Genomic DNA, 12,559 nt, shown 5'->3' with positions numbered 1-12,559 from the left:
GCTCAGCCACCGGGCAACCAGCGCAGCAGGAGAAGACACATGGCGAAGCCAACCACAATCAAGATCCGTCTGAACTCATCCGCAGGCACGGGTCACTTCTATGTGACAAAGAAAAACGCACGCACGATGACCGAAAAAATGGTCGCTCGGAAATATGATCCGGTTGCGCGTAAGCACGTTGAATACAAAGAAGGCAAGATCAAGTAAGATCGACCCTGATTTGAAGACGAACAAGGCCGCGCTGGACCAGCGCGGCTTTTGTCGTTTCTGGTGTGGCGCAAGCACCGGAAGACATTATGAATTTACGAATTGCAAAGTTGACTGATCAGGCGGCACTGGATGCCGTGTTTCAGCGCAGTTACCCCCCGGCTTTGGCGTCGGCGTATGATGCTGACCTGTTAAAGGTTGCGTTGCCATTGATGACCAAAGCGCAGCCAGTGTTGCTGACATCAGGCACCTACTATGTTTGGGAGGAAGCCGGTGCGTTGTTGGGCGCAGGCGGATGGGCCATTGATCGCTCAGACCTGAAGAGAGGTCACATTCGACATTTGGTCACGGATCTAAGCGCTCTGAAACAAGGGATCGCGCGGAGAGTGATTGAAAGGTCGCTTTGTGAGGGGCGTATGGCGGGCCTTGTTCGGATGGAGTGTTGGTCAACCAGAAATGCCGAAGGATTTTACAAGCGAATGGGATTCGAGCGGGTGGAACAATTTGATGTGCTGCTAGACGGGCATGTTCCGTTTCCTAGTATTCGAATGATGTGCATTTTGTGAGGTCAGGAGGGTGCATCAAGATGCACCTTACCCGCACTCAATAATCGTAACCGGCGTATCTGATAGGCAATTCGATGTCTTCTGGCTTGTCGATAAAGCTGGCCCAAACACCGCCCGGCCGCCAAATCCCGTCCATGAGGGCGAATGCCTCTGTGACGCTGCCGCCGCGTCGTTCGAGCGCATAGCGATAGAAGAATGCGGACACCCGCGCGTTGTAGATGCAATGCACATGGACAGGACGGTCTTTTAGCTGCGCGAGGGCCGCACAAAACGCATCAAAGTCCGCTTGGGTCGGCGCGCTGAAATCGACAGGGATATAGATGTATTTCATGCCCAACGCGGCCAACGTGCCAGTTTCATCCGGCAGTGCGCCCGTGTTGGTGTGCGGGCCTAAGTTGATGACGTCCCGTACGCCCAAGGCTTTGATCTGCGCCATTTGATCTTCGGTTGGTTGGCCCGACATCGTGGTTATGCTGTCGCGGCGACGCCAATTGATCACGTCGGGTAGGTCAGTCATGGCATGTCCTTTGATGGGATCGGAATGAAAGACGGTGGTGTGGCAAGCCACACCTTACGGGCCGTCGGGTAAGGTGCGTCTTGACGCACCACCTGTCATCGTTGCGCGGGTGGCACGGCTTTGTGTGCGGCTGCAAAAACAATCATCTGCTGGCGCGTGAACTTAGCTACTTTTCGCTGATCGCTTGGCTTTTGATGCGCGCGGCTCACGCCATCTCTGCGCGCCATTTTTGGGCGGATCGGACGCGACACAAATCCACCGCCGCAATTGGGGCAAACGTTGTGCAATACGTCGTCGACGCAAGAGGCGCAAAACGTACATTCATAACTGCATATGCGTGCCTGATCACAGTCAGCAGGCAAATCGCAATCACAGAGTTCGCAATTCGGTCGCAGTTCTAACATCGTTTGATCCTCCATAGAAAAAGGGGCCGCCCGTCGCTGGGCAGCCCCTAAAATCGGTCACCTCAAACGTCGCTATTCTTGCGATCCCATGAACATCAACAGGAACTGGAACATGTTCAGGAACGAGATGTACAAGGACAGCGCGCCGTCTGAGGCCGCTTTGTCCAGCCATTCTTGGTCACCCATGTGCGCGTGCGCAACATATGTGTTCTTGATGTCTTGCGTGTAGTACGCCGTCAGGCCTGCAAAGATCAGAATACCAAGTGCCGAGATCGCGTACATCATCGGTCCAGATTGCAGGAACATGTTGACGACCATTGCGATCAGCAAGCCGATCACGCCCATCATCAGGAACGTGCCCATTGCGCTGAGATCGCGTTTGGTTGTGTAGCCGTACAGGCTAAGACCCGCGAATGCGATGGAAGTCACAAGGAACGTGGATGCGATGGAATATGGCGTGTAGACCATAAAGATCGAGCTCATCGAGACGCCCATAACGGCGGCAAAGATGAAAAAGCCCAATTGAACCGCAGCGGCAGACCCGCGCGACATCAATGCGCCCCACCCAAAGAAGATAAAGGCCAGCGGGGCGAACATCACAACAAAGCGGAGCGGGGATGCAAACAGTGTTTGTCCCAAACCGGTCAGGAATTGTCCTTCACGCAGCGCGTACACAGCGCCTTCAGCGTTGGTTGCAGCGGCCGAAATGTCGGACGTGATGGACAGCCCGGCAATCGCCCATGCTGCAAGTGCCGTGATCAACATGCCAATCGACATTTGACCATAGACTTTGTTCATGTGAGCGCGCAGCCCAGCATCAATATCGGCGGCGCGGGATCCGCCTACCGTGCGAATTGTATTTGCGTCAGCCATTTAAGACCTCCAATTAAACCAAATGTGCCCCCGGGGCGCGTCCCCGAGGCTTTCTGTAAGGAATATTGGCGCGAATGGGCAACATTTCAAGTCAAATCAGTCCGATAGTTGCTGTAAATCTGTCGATTTTATCGGGTCAAACTGACGCATTTTTACGAAATTGTCCGTTCTGCTGATATGCGCCCTTAACGACGCCAGTTTTGCGGAACATCCCAAACGGACCGGTTGGCCTCTGTTTGCGCTTCTTTATAGCTGACACCGATGTCGCGCAGGGCGGCGGCGTCAAGTGCAGCAAGGGCGCGGCGCGATTGCCAGACAGAATAGATGTGGCGCAACGAGATAGAAGAACGCGCCTCCGCTTGGGCGCAATTTGCGTAGCAGGTGTTTTCGATCAAAGCCATGAGGGTCTCCAGTTCACTAAATCAGATGGTTTGTTGTGTTCGTATCATTCTTGTTGATGTGTATGCCTGTGTCGGTTACATTTGAAAAACGAATGTTTGTGCTGCAATGCATCAAGGATGGTGATGAATGAGAAATTTAGACGTAACAACACTACGCTCGTTTGTGGCGGTGGCTGAATCGGGCGGCGTGACCCGCGCAGCCGGTTTCCTGCACCTGACCCAATCTGCGGTGTCGATGCAGATGAAGCGCCTAGAGGAACTGTTGGGGCTGCAATTGCTGGATCGCTCTGGTCGCACGATCGCGCTGACAGCATCGGGCGAGCAGTTGCTGGTGTATGCGCGCCGCATGGTTGCCCTGAATGACGAGGTGATCACCCGCTTGACCGACCAAGCGTTCGAGGGCGAAATCACCCTTGGTGTGCCCCACGACATTGTCTATCCGGCGATCCCGCGTGTGCTGAAACAATTCAATGCGGCGTTTCCCCGGGTCAAAGTGCAGCTGATTTCGTCCTACACCCGCGCTTTGCTCGCGGATTTTTCCAAAGGCAAATGTGATTTGATCCTAACCACCGAAACTGGCCTGCAAACCGGGGGCGAGGCCTTGTGCACCAAACCGCTGTGCTGGATCGGTGCGCCCGGTGGATCTGCGTGGCGGCAACGTCCGCTAAAGCTCGCCTTTGGGCGGCAATGCACGTTCCGCCCCCGTGTGGTCGAAAGCTTGGACGAGGCGGGCATCCCGTGGGACGTTTTTGTTGAAACCGAAAGTGACCGCACAATCGAGGCGACCGTCAGCGCCGATCTGGCGGTCCACGCCATGATCGAAGGGACAGAGCCGCCGCACTTGGACCGGATCGATCACAGTGGCATTCTGCCTGATTTGCCGGTGCAACAAATTAACCTTTATGGGGCAGGTGGGGCCAAAGATATGGTGCATGATTCACTGGCGGATCTGCTGCGTAACACGTTTAGCGCGACCCAACCGGCGAAACTTCGCGCAGTGTGATAGTCACAGCGATGCAAGATTTTGTGTGTGTGATGCGGTGAAGCCCTAGAAAAGAGCCCAATAAATCGGCGTTTTGGCAGAGGTCTTGCCAAGACACCAACCGTGCGACGCGGACTATCGGAGTGTCAGCGCACATTTAAACCTTTTCTTTTCAGTAACTTGAGGATTTATTTTGACCTTTCAACGGTATGTTTACTGAATGTGAGGGGAAAATTGAGATATTCCCATCTATTAGTAAGGTAGAAATCCGAATTCCTGTGCGGCCTTGAGGCTGTTGATATGGTGCTCGGTTTCAGTATCTTTGGTGTATAAGTTTGACGTGGCGATATTCCGCGTCAACCAAATCAGCCGCGCATTGTGCCTGTAATCGGGTGCACTACGAGGCTTTCTATCGAGTAAGGGAAAACAATGCCTCACGCAGTTGATGTTCATGTCGGCAAACGCATCAGGCAACGCCGTTGGCTTATTGGTATGACGCAGCAGACCTTGGCCGAAAGCGTTGGCATCAAATTCCAGCAAATTCAAAAATACGAAACCGGTGCAAACCGCGTGAGCGCATCGCGCCTTTGGGACATCGCCGAAGTGGTCGGCGTTCCTGTGTCTTTCTTCTTTGAGGGAATGGAAGCGATCGACACCGAGGCAGAACCATCGGGCGCTGCCTTGGCCCCAGCCGATATTCTGGGTGACAAAGAGGCGATGGAATTGGTGCGGTCCTACTATGCCATCCCCGAAGAACAACGCCGCCGACTGTTCGAACTGGCGCGCGTCCTCAGCGACGTCGCATAAAACCGGCATCGCTTGAGATGTTGCAATTGGGGGTGCAAACTGGCACCCCTTTTTCATGTCAAATGAACCATTCAATCAAACTGATCTTGATCAACTAGAAGCTGTGGCAAACGCGTTGGCGGATGCCGCACGCGATGCTATCCTTCCACATTTCCGCACCGCATCACTGGGGACAGAAAATAAACTGGCCCATGGCTATGATCCGGTGACGGTTGCCGACCGCGCCGCGGAACAGGCAATGCGTGCTGTTCTTGCGAAAATGCGCCCCGACGATGCGATTCTGGGCGAAGAATTTGGCAAGCAAAGCGGCACAACCGGCCTGACGTGGGTATTGGATCCGATTGACGGGACGCGTGGTTTCGTCGCGGGCACCCCGACGTGGGGTGTGTTGATCGCCGTTGGCGATGATGCCGGCCCGCAGATTGGCATCATTGATCAGCCGTACATTGGCGAACGTTTCACCGGCACACCCAAGGGCGCGTTTTTTGCAGGTCCGCATGCGCGCCACGCCATTCAAACGCGCGCGCCGCGCCCCTTGGCCGAAGCGATTGTGTTCACGACCTTCCCCGAAGTCGGCAGCCCGTCAGACCGCACAGCATTTGAGGCCGTCGCCACCCAAGCGCAACTGGTGCGCTACGGCATGGATTGCTACGCCTACGCGCTGTTGGCAGCAGGCCAAATTGATCTGGTGATCGAGGCCGGTTTGAACGCCTACGACATCCAAGGCCCGATTGGCGTAATCCAAGCGGCAGGGGGCATTGTCACCGATTGGTCGGGCAAACCTGCACATAACGGCGGTCGTGCAATTGCAGCGGCAAACGCCGAAATCCACGCCGCAGCCCTCGCAATTCTGAAAGACCACGCAATCCTGAAAGACCACGCATGAGCGAAACCCTTATTCAAAACGCCGACACGATCCTGACCATGGATGACGCGCGGCGTGAATTGAACGGCGCAGATGTGCTGATCCGTGACGGTGAAATAGCCGAGGTCGGGCAGGGGTTAACGACAACGGGTGACGTGATCAACGCGCTTGGTTGTGTTGTGACGCCGGGCCTCGTGAACACGCACCACCATTTGTACCAATCGCTGACCCGCGCGGTGCCCGGCGGCCAAGACGCGCTGCTGTTTGGGTGGCTGCAAACGCTCTACCCGATTTGGGCGAAATTCACACCTGACCACATGTTCACCTCTGCGCAGATCGGGCTGGCTGAACTGGCGCTGTCGGGCTGCACGCTTAGCTCGGACCACTTGTATCTGTACCCCAACGGATCGCGGCTGGAGGATACGATCCATGCGGCCGCCGAACTGGGCATCCGGTTTCAGCCAACACGTGGCGCGATGAGCATTGGCGAAAGTGATGGTGGCCTGCCGCCCGATGCGCTGGTCGAAAACGAAGCGGCGATTTTGAACGACTGTATTCGTGTGATTGATGCCTTCCACGACCCAAATCCCAATGCGATGTGCCGTGTTGGTGTCGCGCCATGTTCGCCGTTTTCCGTCAGCACAGAACTGATGCGCGATGCGGCGATCCTTGCGCGTGACAAAGGCGTGATGATGCACACGCATTTGGCCGAAAACGACGAAGACATCGCCTACAGCCTTGAGAAATTCGGCAAACGACCGGGGCAATACGCCCAAGACCTCGGCTGGGTTGGCCCAGACGTTTGGCACGCCCACTGCGTCAAACTGAACGAGGCCGAAATCAAGCTGTTCGCAGAGACAAAAACCGGCGTGGCGCACTGTCCCTGCTCAAACTGCCGCCTTGGGTCGGGCATCGCGCCAGTGCGCAAAATGTACGACGCGCGGGTGCCGGTGGGCTTGGGCGTGGATGGATCAGCCAGCAATGACGCGGGCAATCTGATCGCTGAAGCCCGCCAAGCCATGCTGTTGCAGCGCGTCAATCTGGGGGCCGACGCGATGAGCGCGCGCACGGCGCTAGAAATAGCGACACGCGGCGGTGCAGATGTTTTGGGACGTCCCGAATGTGGACGCATCCAGACCGGCGCACGCGCAGACATCGCGATCTGGGACACAACGGGCATCGAAAGTGCAGGCAGCTGGGACCCCGCTGCGCTGTTGTTGGCTGGCCCCACACGGGTCAAATATCTGTTGGTCGAAGGTCGCCAGATCGTGGCAGACGGGCACGTCACAACCCTGGATATGCCAAGCGTCATCGCGCACCAAAACACATTGGCCTTAGAGCTAAGGGAACAATTATGAAAACGGTTTTTGGTGCGATTATTTTCGCGTTGCTGGCCTCGGCGGCAGTGGCGAATCCGGCCGCGACGTCGATCATCAACGACTATCGCAGCGACAAAAGACGCGCGCCTTTGGTGTACTCGCAGACCTTGGGAAAAGTCGCCCAAAGCCATGCTAACGACATGGCAAACAAGGGTTACTTTAGCCACACAGGGGCCAACGGATCGTCCGTTGGTGATCGGGTCAAATCGCAAAAATACCAGTGGTGTTTTGTCGCTGAAAACATTGCCAAAGGGCAAAAAGACCTTGGTCAAGTTATGGCCGGCTGGAAGTCATCCAAGGGGCATTACAAAAATATGATGCACAAAAAGGCGCAGGAATTTGGCCTTGCGCGCGGTGATGGCAATGTTTGGGTGATGGTGTTGGCCGCGCCCTGTTAATCGCGTCGCACGCCGGCCACCCAAACATCTGCAATCGCGCGGTCGTCACCCATCATGATCGTTGGAAAAATGGCTTCCCAAATGTCGTTCGCGCGTGTGCTGCGCTGGGCGATGGCGGGGGTTGAGCCAAGGTCGAGCACGCAAATATCTGCCTCTAATCCACCAGCCAAACTGCCAACTTTGTCTTGCAAATGCAGGCTGCGCGCCGATCCAGCGGTCGCGAGCCACAGCAGTTGGCTGGCATGCACGGCCTGCCCACGCAGTTGCGCAATTTCATAGGCTGCAGCCATCGTGCGCAGCATTGAAAACGATGATCCACCGCCTGTATCTGTCGCCAACCCCACAGGGATTTCGCGCGCGACAACACCTGCCAGATCAAACAATCCGCTGCCGATGAATGTGTTGGACGTCGGGCAATGCACCAGTGCTGCGCCGACCTCGCACAAGCGGTCAATCTCGCGGGTTTCCAGATGGATCGCGTGCCCGTAAACGCCGCGTGCGCCAAGCAGGCCAAAGGCTTCGTAGGTGTCCAGATAATCGCGGGCAGTCGGGAACAAGCCCTTGACCCACTCGATCTCATCGACTTGTTCGCTAAGATGCGTTTGCATCAAACAGTCAGGGTTTGCGGCCCAAAGCGCGCCCAATGCCTCGAGCTGCTCTGGCGTTGAGGTTGGCGAAAATCGCGGCGTAATCGCGTACACTGCGCGCCCTTTACCGTGCCAGCGCGCGATCAAATCTGCGCTGTCATCATGGGCGGACTGTGGCGTGTCGCGCAAGCCATCGGGCGCATTGCGGTCCATGCAGGTTTTGCCAGCGACGATGCGTTGGCCCCGATCCGCGGCGGCATTAAAAATGGCATCGACAGATGCGGGGTGGATCGTGGCGTAGGAACACACCGTTGTGGTGCCGCAGGCCAGCGTCAAATCAAGGTACCGCCCCGCAACGTCACGCGCATAGTCGGGATCGCCAAACCGCATTTCTTCGGGGAATGTGTAGGTGTTCAGCCAGTCAATCAGCCGCTTGCCCCAGCTCGCGATGATGCCGGTTTGCGGATAGTGCACGTGGGCGTCGACAAAGCCGGGCATGATCAGTTTGTCGCCGTATTCGACAACTTTGGCCGTTGGATTGGCGCGGCGCATCGCATCCGCGTTCCCGACTTCGGCAATCCGGTCACCACACAGCAAAACGCCGCCCGCAGAATCAACACGCACAGCCTCGGACCAGGGAACGGCAAAAGGGTTCGCGGCGTACGTCAGCACATGGCCGCACAAAAGGGTCAAATCAGTCATGCGCCAACTCTATTGCCCCCGCGCACCGCCGTAAATCGCAATTGCGCACGCCGATTGCACGCGACGCCATTGTCAGTTGCACAGCCGCCACCTATGGTCCGCCTCATCATGCAAGAGATCGAAAATCCTCCCCAAGACGCGCGCGACGACGACGCTTATGTGCTGGACCGCAAGGACATCAGCGCAATCCTCTATGCCGTTGATATTGATGACAAGGCCAAGCTGTCCGAGCTGATGGACCCGCTGCATGCCGCTGACATCGCCGACCTTTTGGAGCAGATCAGCAGCTTTGAACGCGCACGCCTGATCCGTCTTTATGACCGTGAATTTGACGGCGACATTCTGTCGGAACTGGATGAAAGCATCCGCGAAGAGGTCTTGGGCGTCCTGACGCCACAAGTGCTGGCCGAAGCGGTGCGTGATCTGGACAGCGATGACGTAGTCGATCTGGTCGAAGATCTGGGCACAACCCAACAAGACGCCATTCTTGAGGTGCTCGAAGACAGCGACCGCGCGGCTGTCGAACAAGCCCTCAGCTATCCTGAATTCTCGGCCGGCCGTCTGATGCAACGCGAAGTTGTGATGGCCCCGGAACACTGGAATGTGGGGGACGCGATTGATCATCTGCGCTCGGCTCCGCCAGATGATTTGCCGGATCAGTTTTACCACATCGTTCTGGTCGATCCGCGCCTGCACCCGATTGGCAATGTGACGCTGGGCAAGCTGATGCGCTCGCCCCGCGCTGTGATGCTGACGGACATTATGGAAGACGTGTTTCAGGTCATTCCGGTCGATCAGGACGAGGGCGACGTGGCCTATGCGTTCAACCAATATCACCTGATTTCCGCCCCTGTTGTTGACGGCGAAGGCCGCCTTATCGGCTTGATCACGATCGATGACGCTATGGCTGTTCTGGACGAAGAACACGAAGAAGACATCATGCGTCTTGCCGGTGTCGGCGAGGGGTCGCTGTCGGACCGCGTTATCGACACGACCAAACGGCGGATGCCGTGGTTGGCCGTGAACCTTGTGACGTCGATTGCGGCGTCCATGGTGATTGCGCAATTCGAAATGGCGATCACCCAGATTGTAGCGCTGGCTGTGCTGATGCCGATTGTCGCGTCCATGGGCGGCAACGCGGGCACGCAATCGCTGACGGTGGCCGTACGCGCCATCGCAACCAAGGATTTGACCGGCGCGAACGTCTGGCGTGTGATCCGCCGCGAAGTGCTGGTGGGGTTGGTGAACGGCCTGATCTTTGCCGTGGTGATGGGCCTCGTCGGGATCGTTTGGTTCGGCTCGCCCGCGTTGGGATACGTGATCGCCGCAGCGATGGTCGTGAACATGGTTGTGGCGGGTTTTGCCGGCACCGTTATTCCGGTTGTTTTAGAGCGGGTTGGCGTTGATCCGGCCCTTGCTTCGGGTGCCTTTGTGACGACGGTGACTGACATTGTCGGCTTTTTCGCGTTTCTTGGCCTCGCGGCGATGGTGCTGCTATGAGTGATCTAACGGCAATCAAAGCGCAGGCGCGCAAAGACGGTTTTGCCCGCCGCAAGCTGGCGTTTGATGCGCGATTTGGCGGTGCCGCAGGGCATTTATCAGCGCTTTTGGCGGGATATCGGGGGGTGCCTCTGTCTGGCTACATGCCAATCAGAACCGAAATTGACCCATTGGCTGCCATGGCCGAAGCCAGCGCGTACGGCCCTGTCGGGGTCCCGGTGATCACCGGTGCCGGGCAACCATTGCTGTTTTCGCGTTGGGAACCAGACGCTGACATGATCTCAGGCCAATTCGGTGCACAAATCCCTGCTGTGGATGACTTTTTTGAACCTGAAATCGTGATCGTGCCGCTGGTGGCATTTGATCGAAATGGTGGACGGTTGGGGTACGGCGGTGGGTTTTATGATCGCACGCTTGAGGGGTTGCGGGCAAAACGCGCGACCTTGGCGATTGGCTTTGCCTTTGCGGCGCAACAAGCGGACGATTTGCCGCTTGAGGTGACCGATCAGCCGCTGGATATGATCGTGACCGAAGCTGGTGTCATATCTGTCTGAGCAAAAGAGACACTTGCAGTGATACGGGCAGCGCCGTAAGCGTTTGAGCATGAAGATTTTGTTTCTCGGAGACGTGATGGGCCGCGCGGGGCGTCGGGCCATCACGGAAAATTTGCCACGATTGCGCGAGGCGTGGAAACTGGATTTTGTCGTGGTGAACGGCGAAAATGCGACGGGCGGCATGGGGCTGTCTGGCGCGCATGCCAAAGTGCTGCTCGAGGCTGGTGCCGATTGCGTCACGCTGGGTGACCACGCGTTTGATCAAAAAGACATGCTGCAATTTATTGAGCAAGAACCGCGTGTTATCCGCCCTTTGAATTTTTCCAAAGCGTCGCCTGGCAAAGGGTCACGTCTGTTTACAACACCAACCGGACGCAAAGTTCTGGTGATGCAGGCACTGGGCCAAGTGTTCATGAAGCGCCCGTTTGATGACCCGTTTTCAGCTGTCGAACCTGTGTTCAAAACCCATCCGTTAGGTGGTCAAGCGGATGCGATTATCGTCGATTTCCACTGCGAGGCGACCTCGGAGAAAATGGCGATGGGCCATTGGTGTGACGGGCGCGCCAGCCTTGTTGTCGGCACGCACACCCATGTGCCCACTGCCGATGCGATGATTTTGCCGGGTGGCACAGCCCATCTTAGCGACGCGGGCATGTGCGGTGATTACAATTCGGTCATCGGTATGGAAAAACACGAACCCCTGCGCCGGTTCATCACAGGCATGCCAAAAGAGCGGTTCACACCCGCGAATGGCGAGGCAACATTGTCCGGCGTTTACATCGAAACCGATGACAAAACCGGCAAGGCCACCCGCATAGAAATGGTACGCCAAGGCGGGCGCTTGTCACAGGCAGGGCCGTGAACCGGACGCTCAGCCAGAGACAAATCATTGGATACAGCGCGTTTCTGATCCTGCTTGGGGCGGGCTGGGCCTTTACCCAACCGATGTCGAAAATCGCAGTCAGCGAAGGCTACAAACACTTTGGGCTGATTTTCTGGCAATCTGTGATCGGTGCGGTCGTCATGGCCGTGGTGTCGATGATCCGCAGGCGTGGTCTGCCGATGGGGCAAAACCACCTTCGTCTGTATCTCATCATCGCCGTGATCGGAACGCTGCTGCCCAATTCGGCAAGCTATCAGGCCGCGGTGCATTTGCCGGCTGGCGTACTGTCAATCCTGCTCTCGATGGTTCCGATTTTTGCGTTCCCGATTGCGCTGGCACTTGGAAATGACCGGTTTGAATGGCGCAGGTTTGGCGGTTTGCTTGTCGGGTTCATCGGCGTTTTGCTGATTGTTTTGCCCGGGGCCAGCCTTGCAGGATCGCCGTCGGGTTTTTGGGTGCTGATCGGGCTAATTGCTGGTTTGTTTTATGCATTCGAGGGCAACTACGTCGCAAAATGGGGCACGGCAGGATTAGACCCGATTCAGGTTTTGTGGGGCGCGTCACTGGTCGGGGTCATCATAAGCCTGCCACTCGCAATCCTGTCAGGCCAGTGGATCAACCCGCTCCCACCCTACAGCGCGCCGGATTATGCGTTGATCGCCAGCTCGGTCATCCACGTTTTAGTCTACAGCGGCTACGTTTGGTTGGTCGGGCGCGCCGGACCAGTGTTCGCGGTACAAGTCAGCTATCTGGTTACAATCTTTGGCGTTTTTTGGGCGCGCGTTTTGCTTGGCGAAAGCTATGCCCCACAAATCTGGATCGCGTTATGCGTGATGCTGGCGGGCATGTATCTGGTCCAACCCAAACGCACCTAAGCCTGTTGCAGGCTGCATCACTTTCAACGACACTGACCTTCAACGATCTTGTTTCAAGG

The 12,559-nt window shown here is 56.7% G+C and carries 16 protein-coding genes; 11 read left to right on the top strand and 5 right to left on the bottom strand.

Annotation, left to right across the window (positions count from 1 at the left end; all coding sequences use genetic code 11):
* Nucleotides 1-39: 39 nt before the first annotated feature.
* Both rpmG and ACFIO0_RS12275 read left to right on the top strand, forming a co-directional pair.
* Nucleotides 40-207 carry a 50S ribosomal protein L33 gene (gene rpmG, locus ACFIO0_RS12280; protein ID WP_044050162.1) on the top strand — a complete coding sequence of 56 codons (168 nt, stop codon included), beginning with the start codon at nucleotides 40-42 and terminating at the stop codon, nucleotides 205-207.
* A gap of 89 nt (nucleotides 208-296) precedes the next feature.
* Nucleotides 297-773 (top strand): GNAT family N-acetyltransferase, encoded by a 477-nt coding sequence (locus ACFIO0_RS12275; RefSeq protein ID WP_390910684.1) that lies wholly within the window; start codon nucleotides 297-299, stop codon nucleotides 771-773.
* 37 nt (nucleotides 774-810) lie between these two features.
* Here the strand turns inward: ACFIO0_RS12275 and ACFIO0_RS12270 are convergent, their stop codons facing one another.
* The 4 genes from ACFIO0_RS12270 to ACFIO0_RS12255 form a co-directional block, all read right to left on the bottom strand.
* Entirely contained in the window at nucleotides 811-1,290 is a 480-nt protein-coding gene (locus ACFIO0_RS12270; protein WP_390910683.1) for a beta-lactamase hydrolase domain-containing protein, read from the bottom strand.
* A gap of 95 nt (nucleotides 1,291-1,385) precedes the next feature.
* Complete coding sequence (locus ACFIO0_RS12265; protein ID WP_390910682.1) at nucleotides 1,386-1,694, bottom strand: DUF1272 domain-containing protein; 309 nt, start codon at nucleotides 1,692-1,694, stop codon at nucleotides 1,386-1,388.
* A 72-nt stretch (nucleotides 1,695-1,766) separates the two neighbouring features.
* A complete protein-coding gene (locus tag ACFIO0_RS12260; RefSeq protein WP_390910681.1) occupies nucleotides 1,767-2,567 on the bottom strand; it encodes a Bax inhibitor-1 family protein in 801 nt (266 codons plus the stop codon).
* 185 nt (nucleotides 2,568-2,752) lie between these two features.
* Nucleotides 2,753-2,968 (bottom strand): DUF1127 domain-containing protein, encoded by a 216-nt coding sequence (locus ACFIO0_RS12255; RefSeq protein ID WP_390910680.1) that lies wholly within the window; start codon nucleotides 2,966-2,968, stop codon nucleotides 2,753-2,755.
* A gap of 127 nt (nucleotides 2,969-3,095) precedes the next feature.
* On the opposite strand from ACFIO0_RS12255, the gene ACFIO0_RS12250 reads away from it, so the two are divergent.
* From ACFIO0_RS12250 to ACFIO0_RS12230, 5 genes are all read left to right on the top strand, one after another.
* On the top strand, nucleotides 3,096-3,971 hold the full coding sequence (locus tag ACFIO0_RS12250) for a LysR family transcriptional regulator (protein WP_390910679.1): 876 nt from the start codon (nucleotides 3,096-3,098) through the stop codon (nucleotides 3,969-3,971).
* Between the two features lie 408 nt (nucleotides 3,972-4,379).
* Nucleotides 4,380-4,757: a helix-turn-helix domain-containing protein gene (locus ACFIO0_RS12245; RefSeq protein ID WP_390910678.1), complete on the top strand. Its 378-nt coding sequence runs from the start codon at nucleotides 4,380-4,382 to the stop codon at nucleotides 4,755-4,757.
* A gap of 55 nt (nucleotides 4,758-4,812) precedes the next feature.
* A complete protein-coding gene (hisN, locus tag ACFIO0_RS12240) occupies nucleotides 4,813-5,643 on the top strand; it encodes a histidinol-phosphatase (RefSeq protein WP_390910677.1) in 831 nt (276 codons plus the stop codon).
* Entirely contained in the window at nucleotides 5,640-6,980 is a 1,341-nt protein-coding gene (locus ACFIO0_RS12235; protein ID WP_390910676.1) for an 8-oxoguanine deaminase, read from the top strand. The genes hisN and ACFIO0_RS12235 overlap by 4 nt, the downstream gene beginning before the upstream one ends.
* Nucleotides 6,977-7,399 carry a CAP domain-containing protein gene (locus ACFIO0_RS12230; RefSeq protein ID WP_390910675.1) on the top strand — a complete coding sequence of 141 codons (423 nt, stop codon included), beginning with the start codon at nucleotides 6,977-6,979 and terminating at the stop codon, nucleotides 7,397-7,399. The genes ACFIO0_RS12235 and ACFIO0_RS12230 overlap by 4 nt, the downstream gene beginning before the upstream one ends.
* Here the strand turns inward: ACFIO0_RS12230 and guaD are convergent.
* Nucleotides 7,396-8,688, bottom strand: a complete 1,293-nt coding sequence (gene guaD, locus ACFIO0_RS12225; protein ID WP_390910674.1) for a guanine deaminase — start codon at nucleotides 8,686-8,688, stop codon at nucleotides 7,396-7,398. The genes ACFIO0_RS12230 and guaD overlap by 4 nt on opposite strands.
* Before the next feature lie 93 nt (nucleotides 8,689-8,781).
* Here guaD and mgtE point away from each other — a divergent pair, with 93 nt between their 5' ends.
* Genes mgtE through ACFIO0_RS12205 form a run of 4 tightly spaced genes read left to right on the top strand, consistent with a single transcriptional unit; the run spans nucleotide 8,782 to nucleotide 12,500 of the window.
* Nucleotides 8,782-10,188, top strand: a complete 1,407-nt coding sequence (gene mgtE, locus ACFIO0_RS12220) for a magnesium transporter (protein WP_390910673.1) — start codon at nucleotides 8,782-8,784, stop codon at nucleotides 10,186-10,188.
* Nucleotides 10,185-10,742: a 5-formyltetrahydrofolate cyclo-ligase gene (locus ACFIO0_RS12215; RefSeq protein WP_390910672.1), complete on the top strand. Its 558-nt coding sequence runs from the start codon at nucleotides 10,185-10,187 to the stop codon at nucleotides 10,740-10,742. Before mgtE ends, ACFIO0_RS12215 begins: the two co-directional genes overlap by 4 nt.
* 49 nt (nucleotides 10,743-10,791) lie before the next feature.
* Entirely contained in the window at nucleotides 10,792-11,604 is an 813-nt protein-coding gene (locus ACFIO0_RS12210; RefSeq protein ID WP_390910671.1) for a TIGR00282 family metallophosphoesterase, read from the top strand.
* Nucleotides 11,601-12,500, top strand: coding sequence for an EamA family transporter (locus ACFIO0_RS12205; protein ID WP_390910670.1), 900 nt, complete (start codon nucleotides 11,601-11,603; stop codon nucleotides 12,498-12,500). The genes ACFIO0_RS12210 and ACFIO0_RS12205 overlap by 4 nt, the downstream gene beginning before the upstream one ends.
* Nucleotides 12,501-12,559: the final 59 nt, after the last annotated feature.

The organism is Pseudosulfitobacter sp. SM2401 (assembly GCF_042932805.1).
GTDB lineage: Bacteria > Pseudomonadota > Alphaproteobacteria > Rhodobacterales > Rhodobacteraceae > Ascidiaceihabitans.
Note: the sequence above shows the minus strand (reverse complement) of the source record. Positions and strands in the feature narration are given on the sequence as shown.

Excerpts from the sequence above, each read along its gene's own strand:
- ACFIO0_RS12230 (WP_390910675.1), top strand. The coding sequence starts at position 6,977 with ATGAAAACGGTTTTTGGTGCGATTATTTTCGCGTTGCTGGCCTCGGCG.
- ACFIO0_RS12260 (WP_390910681.1), bottom strand. The coding sequence starts at position 2,567 with ATGGCTGACGCAAATACAATTCGCACGGTAGGCGGATCCCGCGCCGCC.
- ACFIO0_RS12235 (WP_390910676.1), top strand. The coding sequence starts at position 5,640 with ATGAGCGAAACCCTTATTCAAAACGCCGACACGATCCTGACCATGGAT.
- ACFIO0_RS12245 (WP_390910678.1), top strand. The coding sequence starts at position 4,380 with ATGCCTCACGCAGTTGATGTTCATGTCGGCAAACGCATCAGGCAACGC.
- guaD (WP_390910674.1), bottom strand. The coding sequence starts at position 8,688 with ATGACTGATTTGACCCTTTTGTGCGGCCATGTGCTGACGTACGCCGCG.
- ACFIO0_RS12270 (WP_390910683.1), bottom strand. The coding sequence starts at position 1,290 with ATGACTGACCTACCCGACGTGATCAATTGGCGTCGCCGCGACAGCATA.
- ACFIO0_RS12265 (WP_390910682.1), bottom strand. The coding sequence starts at position 1,694 with ATGTTAGAACTGCGACCGAATTGCGAACTCTGTGATTGCGATTTGCCT.
- ACFIO0_RS12275 (WP_390910684.1), top strand. The coding sequence starts at position 297 with ATGAATTTACGAATTGCAAAGTTGACTGATCAGGCGGCACTGGATGCC.
- ACFIO0_RS12210 (WP_390910671.1), top strand. The coding sequence starts at position 10,792 with ATGAAGATTTTGTTTCTCGGAGACGTGATGGGCCGCGCGGGGCGTCGG.
- ACFIO0_RS12215 (WP_390910672.1), top strand. The coding sequence starts at position 10,185 with ATGAGTGATCTAACGGCAATCAAAGCGCAGGCGCGCAAAGACGGTTTT.
- ACFIO0_RS12250 (WP_390910679.1), top strand. The coding sequence starts at position 3,096 with ATGAGAAATTTAGACGTAACAACACTACGCTCGTTTGTGGCGGTGGCT.
- rpmG (WP_044050162.1), top strand. The coding sequence starts at position 40 with ATGGCGAAGCCAACCACAATCAAGATCCGTCTGAACTCATCCGCAGGC.
- mgtE (WP_390910673.1), top strand. The coding sequence starts at position 8,782 with ATGGTCCGCCTCATCATGCAAGAGATCGAAAATCCTCCCCAAGACGCG.
- hisN (WP_390910677.1), top strand. The coding sequence starts at position 4,813 with ATGTCAAATGAACCATTCAATCAAACTGATCTTGATCAACTAGAAGCT.
- ACFIO0_RS12255 (WP_390910680.1), bottom strand. The coding sequence starts at position 2,968 with ATGGCTTTGATCGAAAACACCTGCTACGCAAATTGCGCCCAAGCGGAG.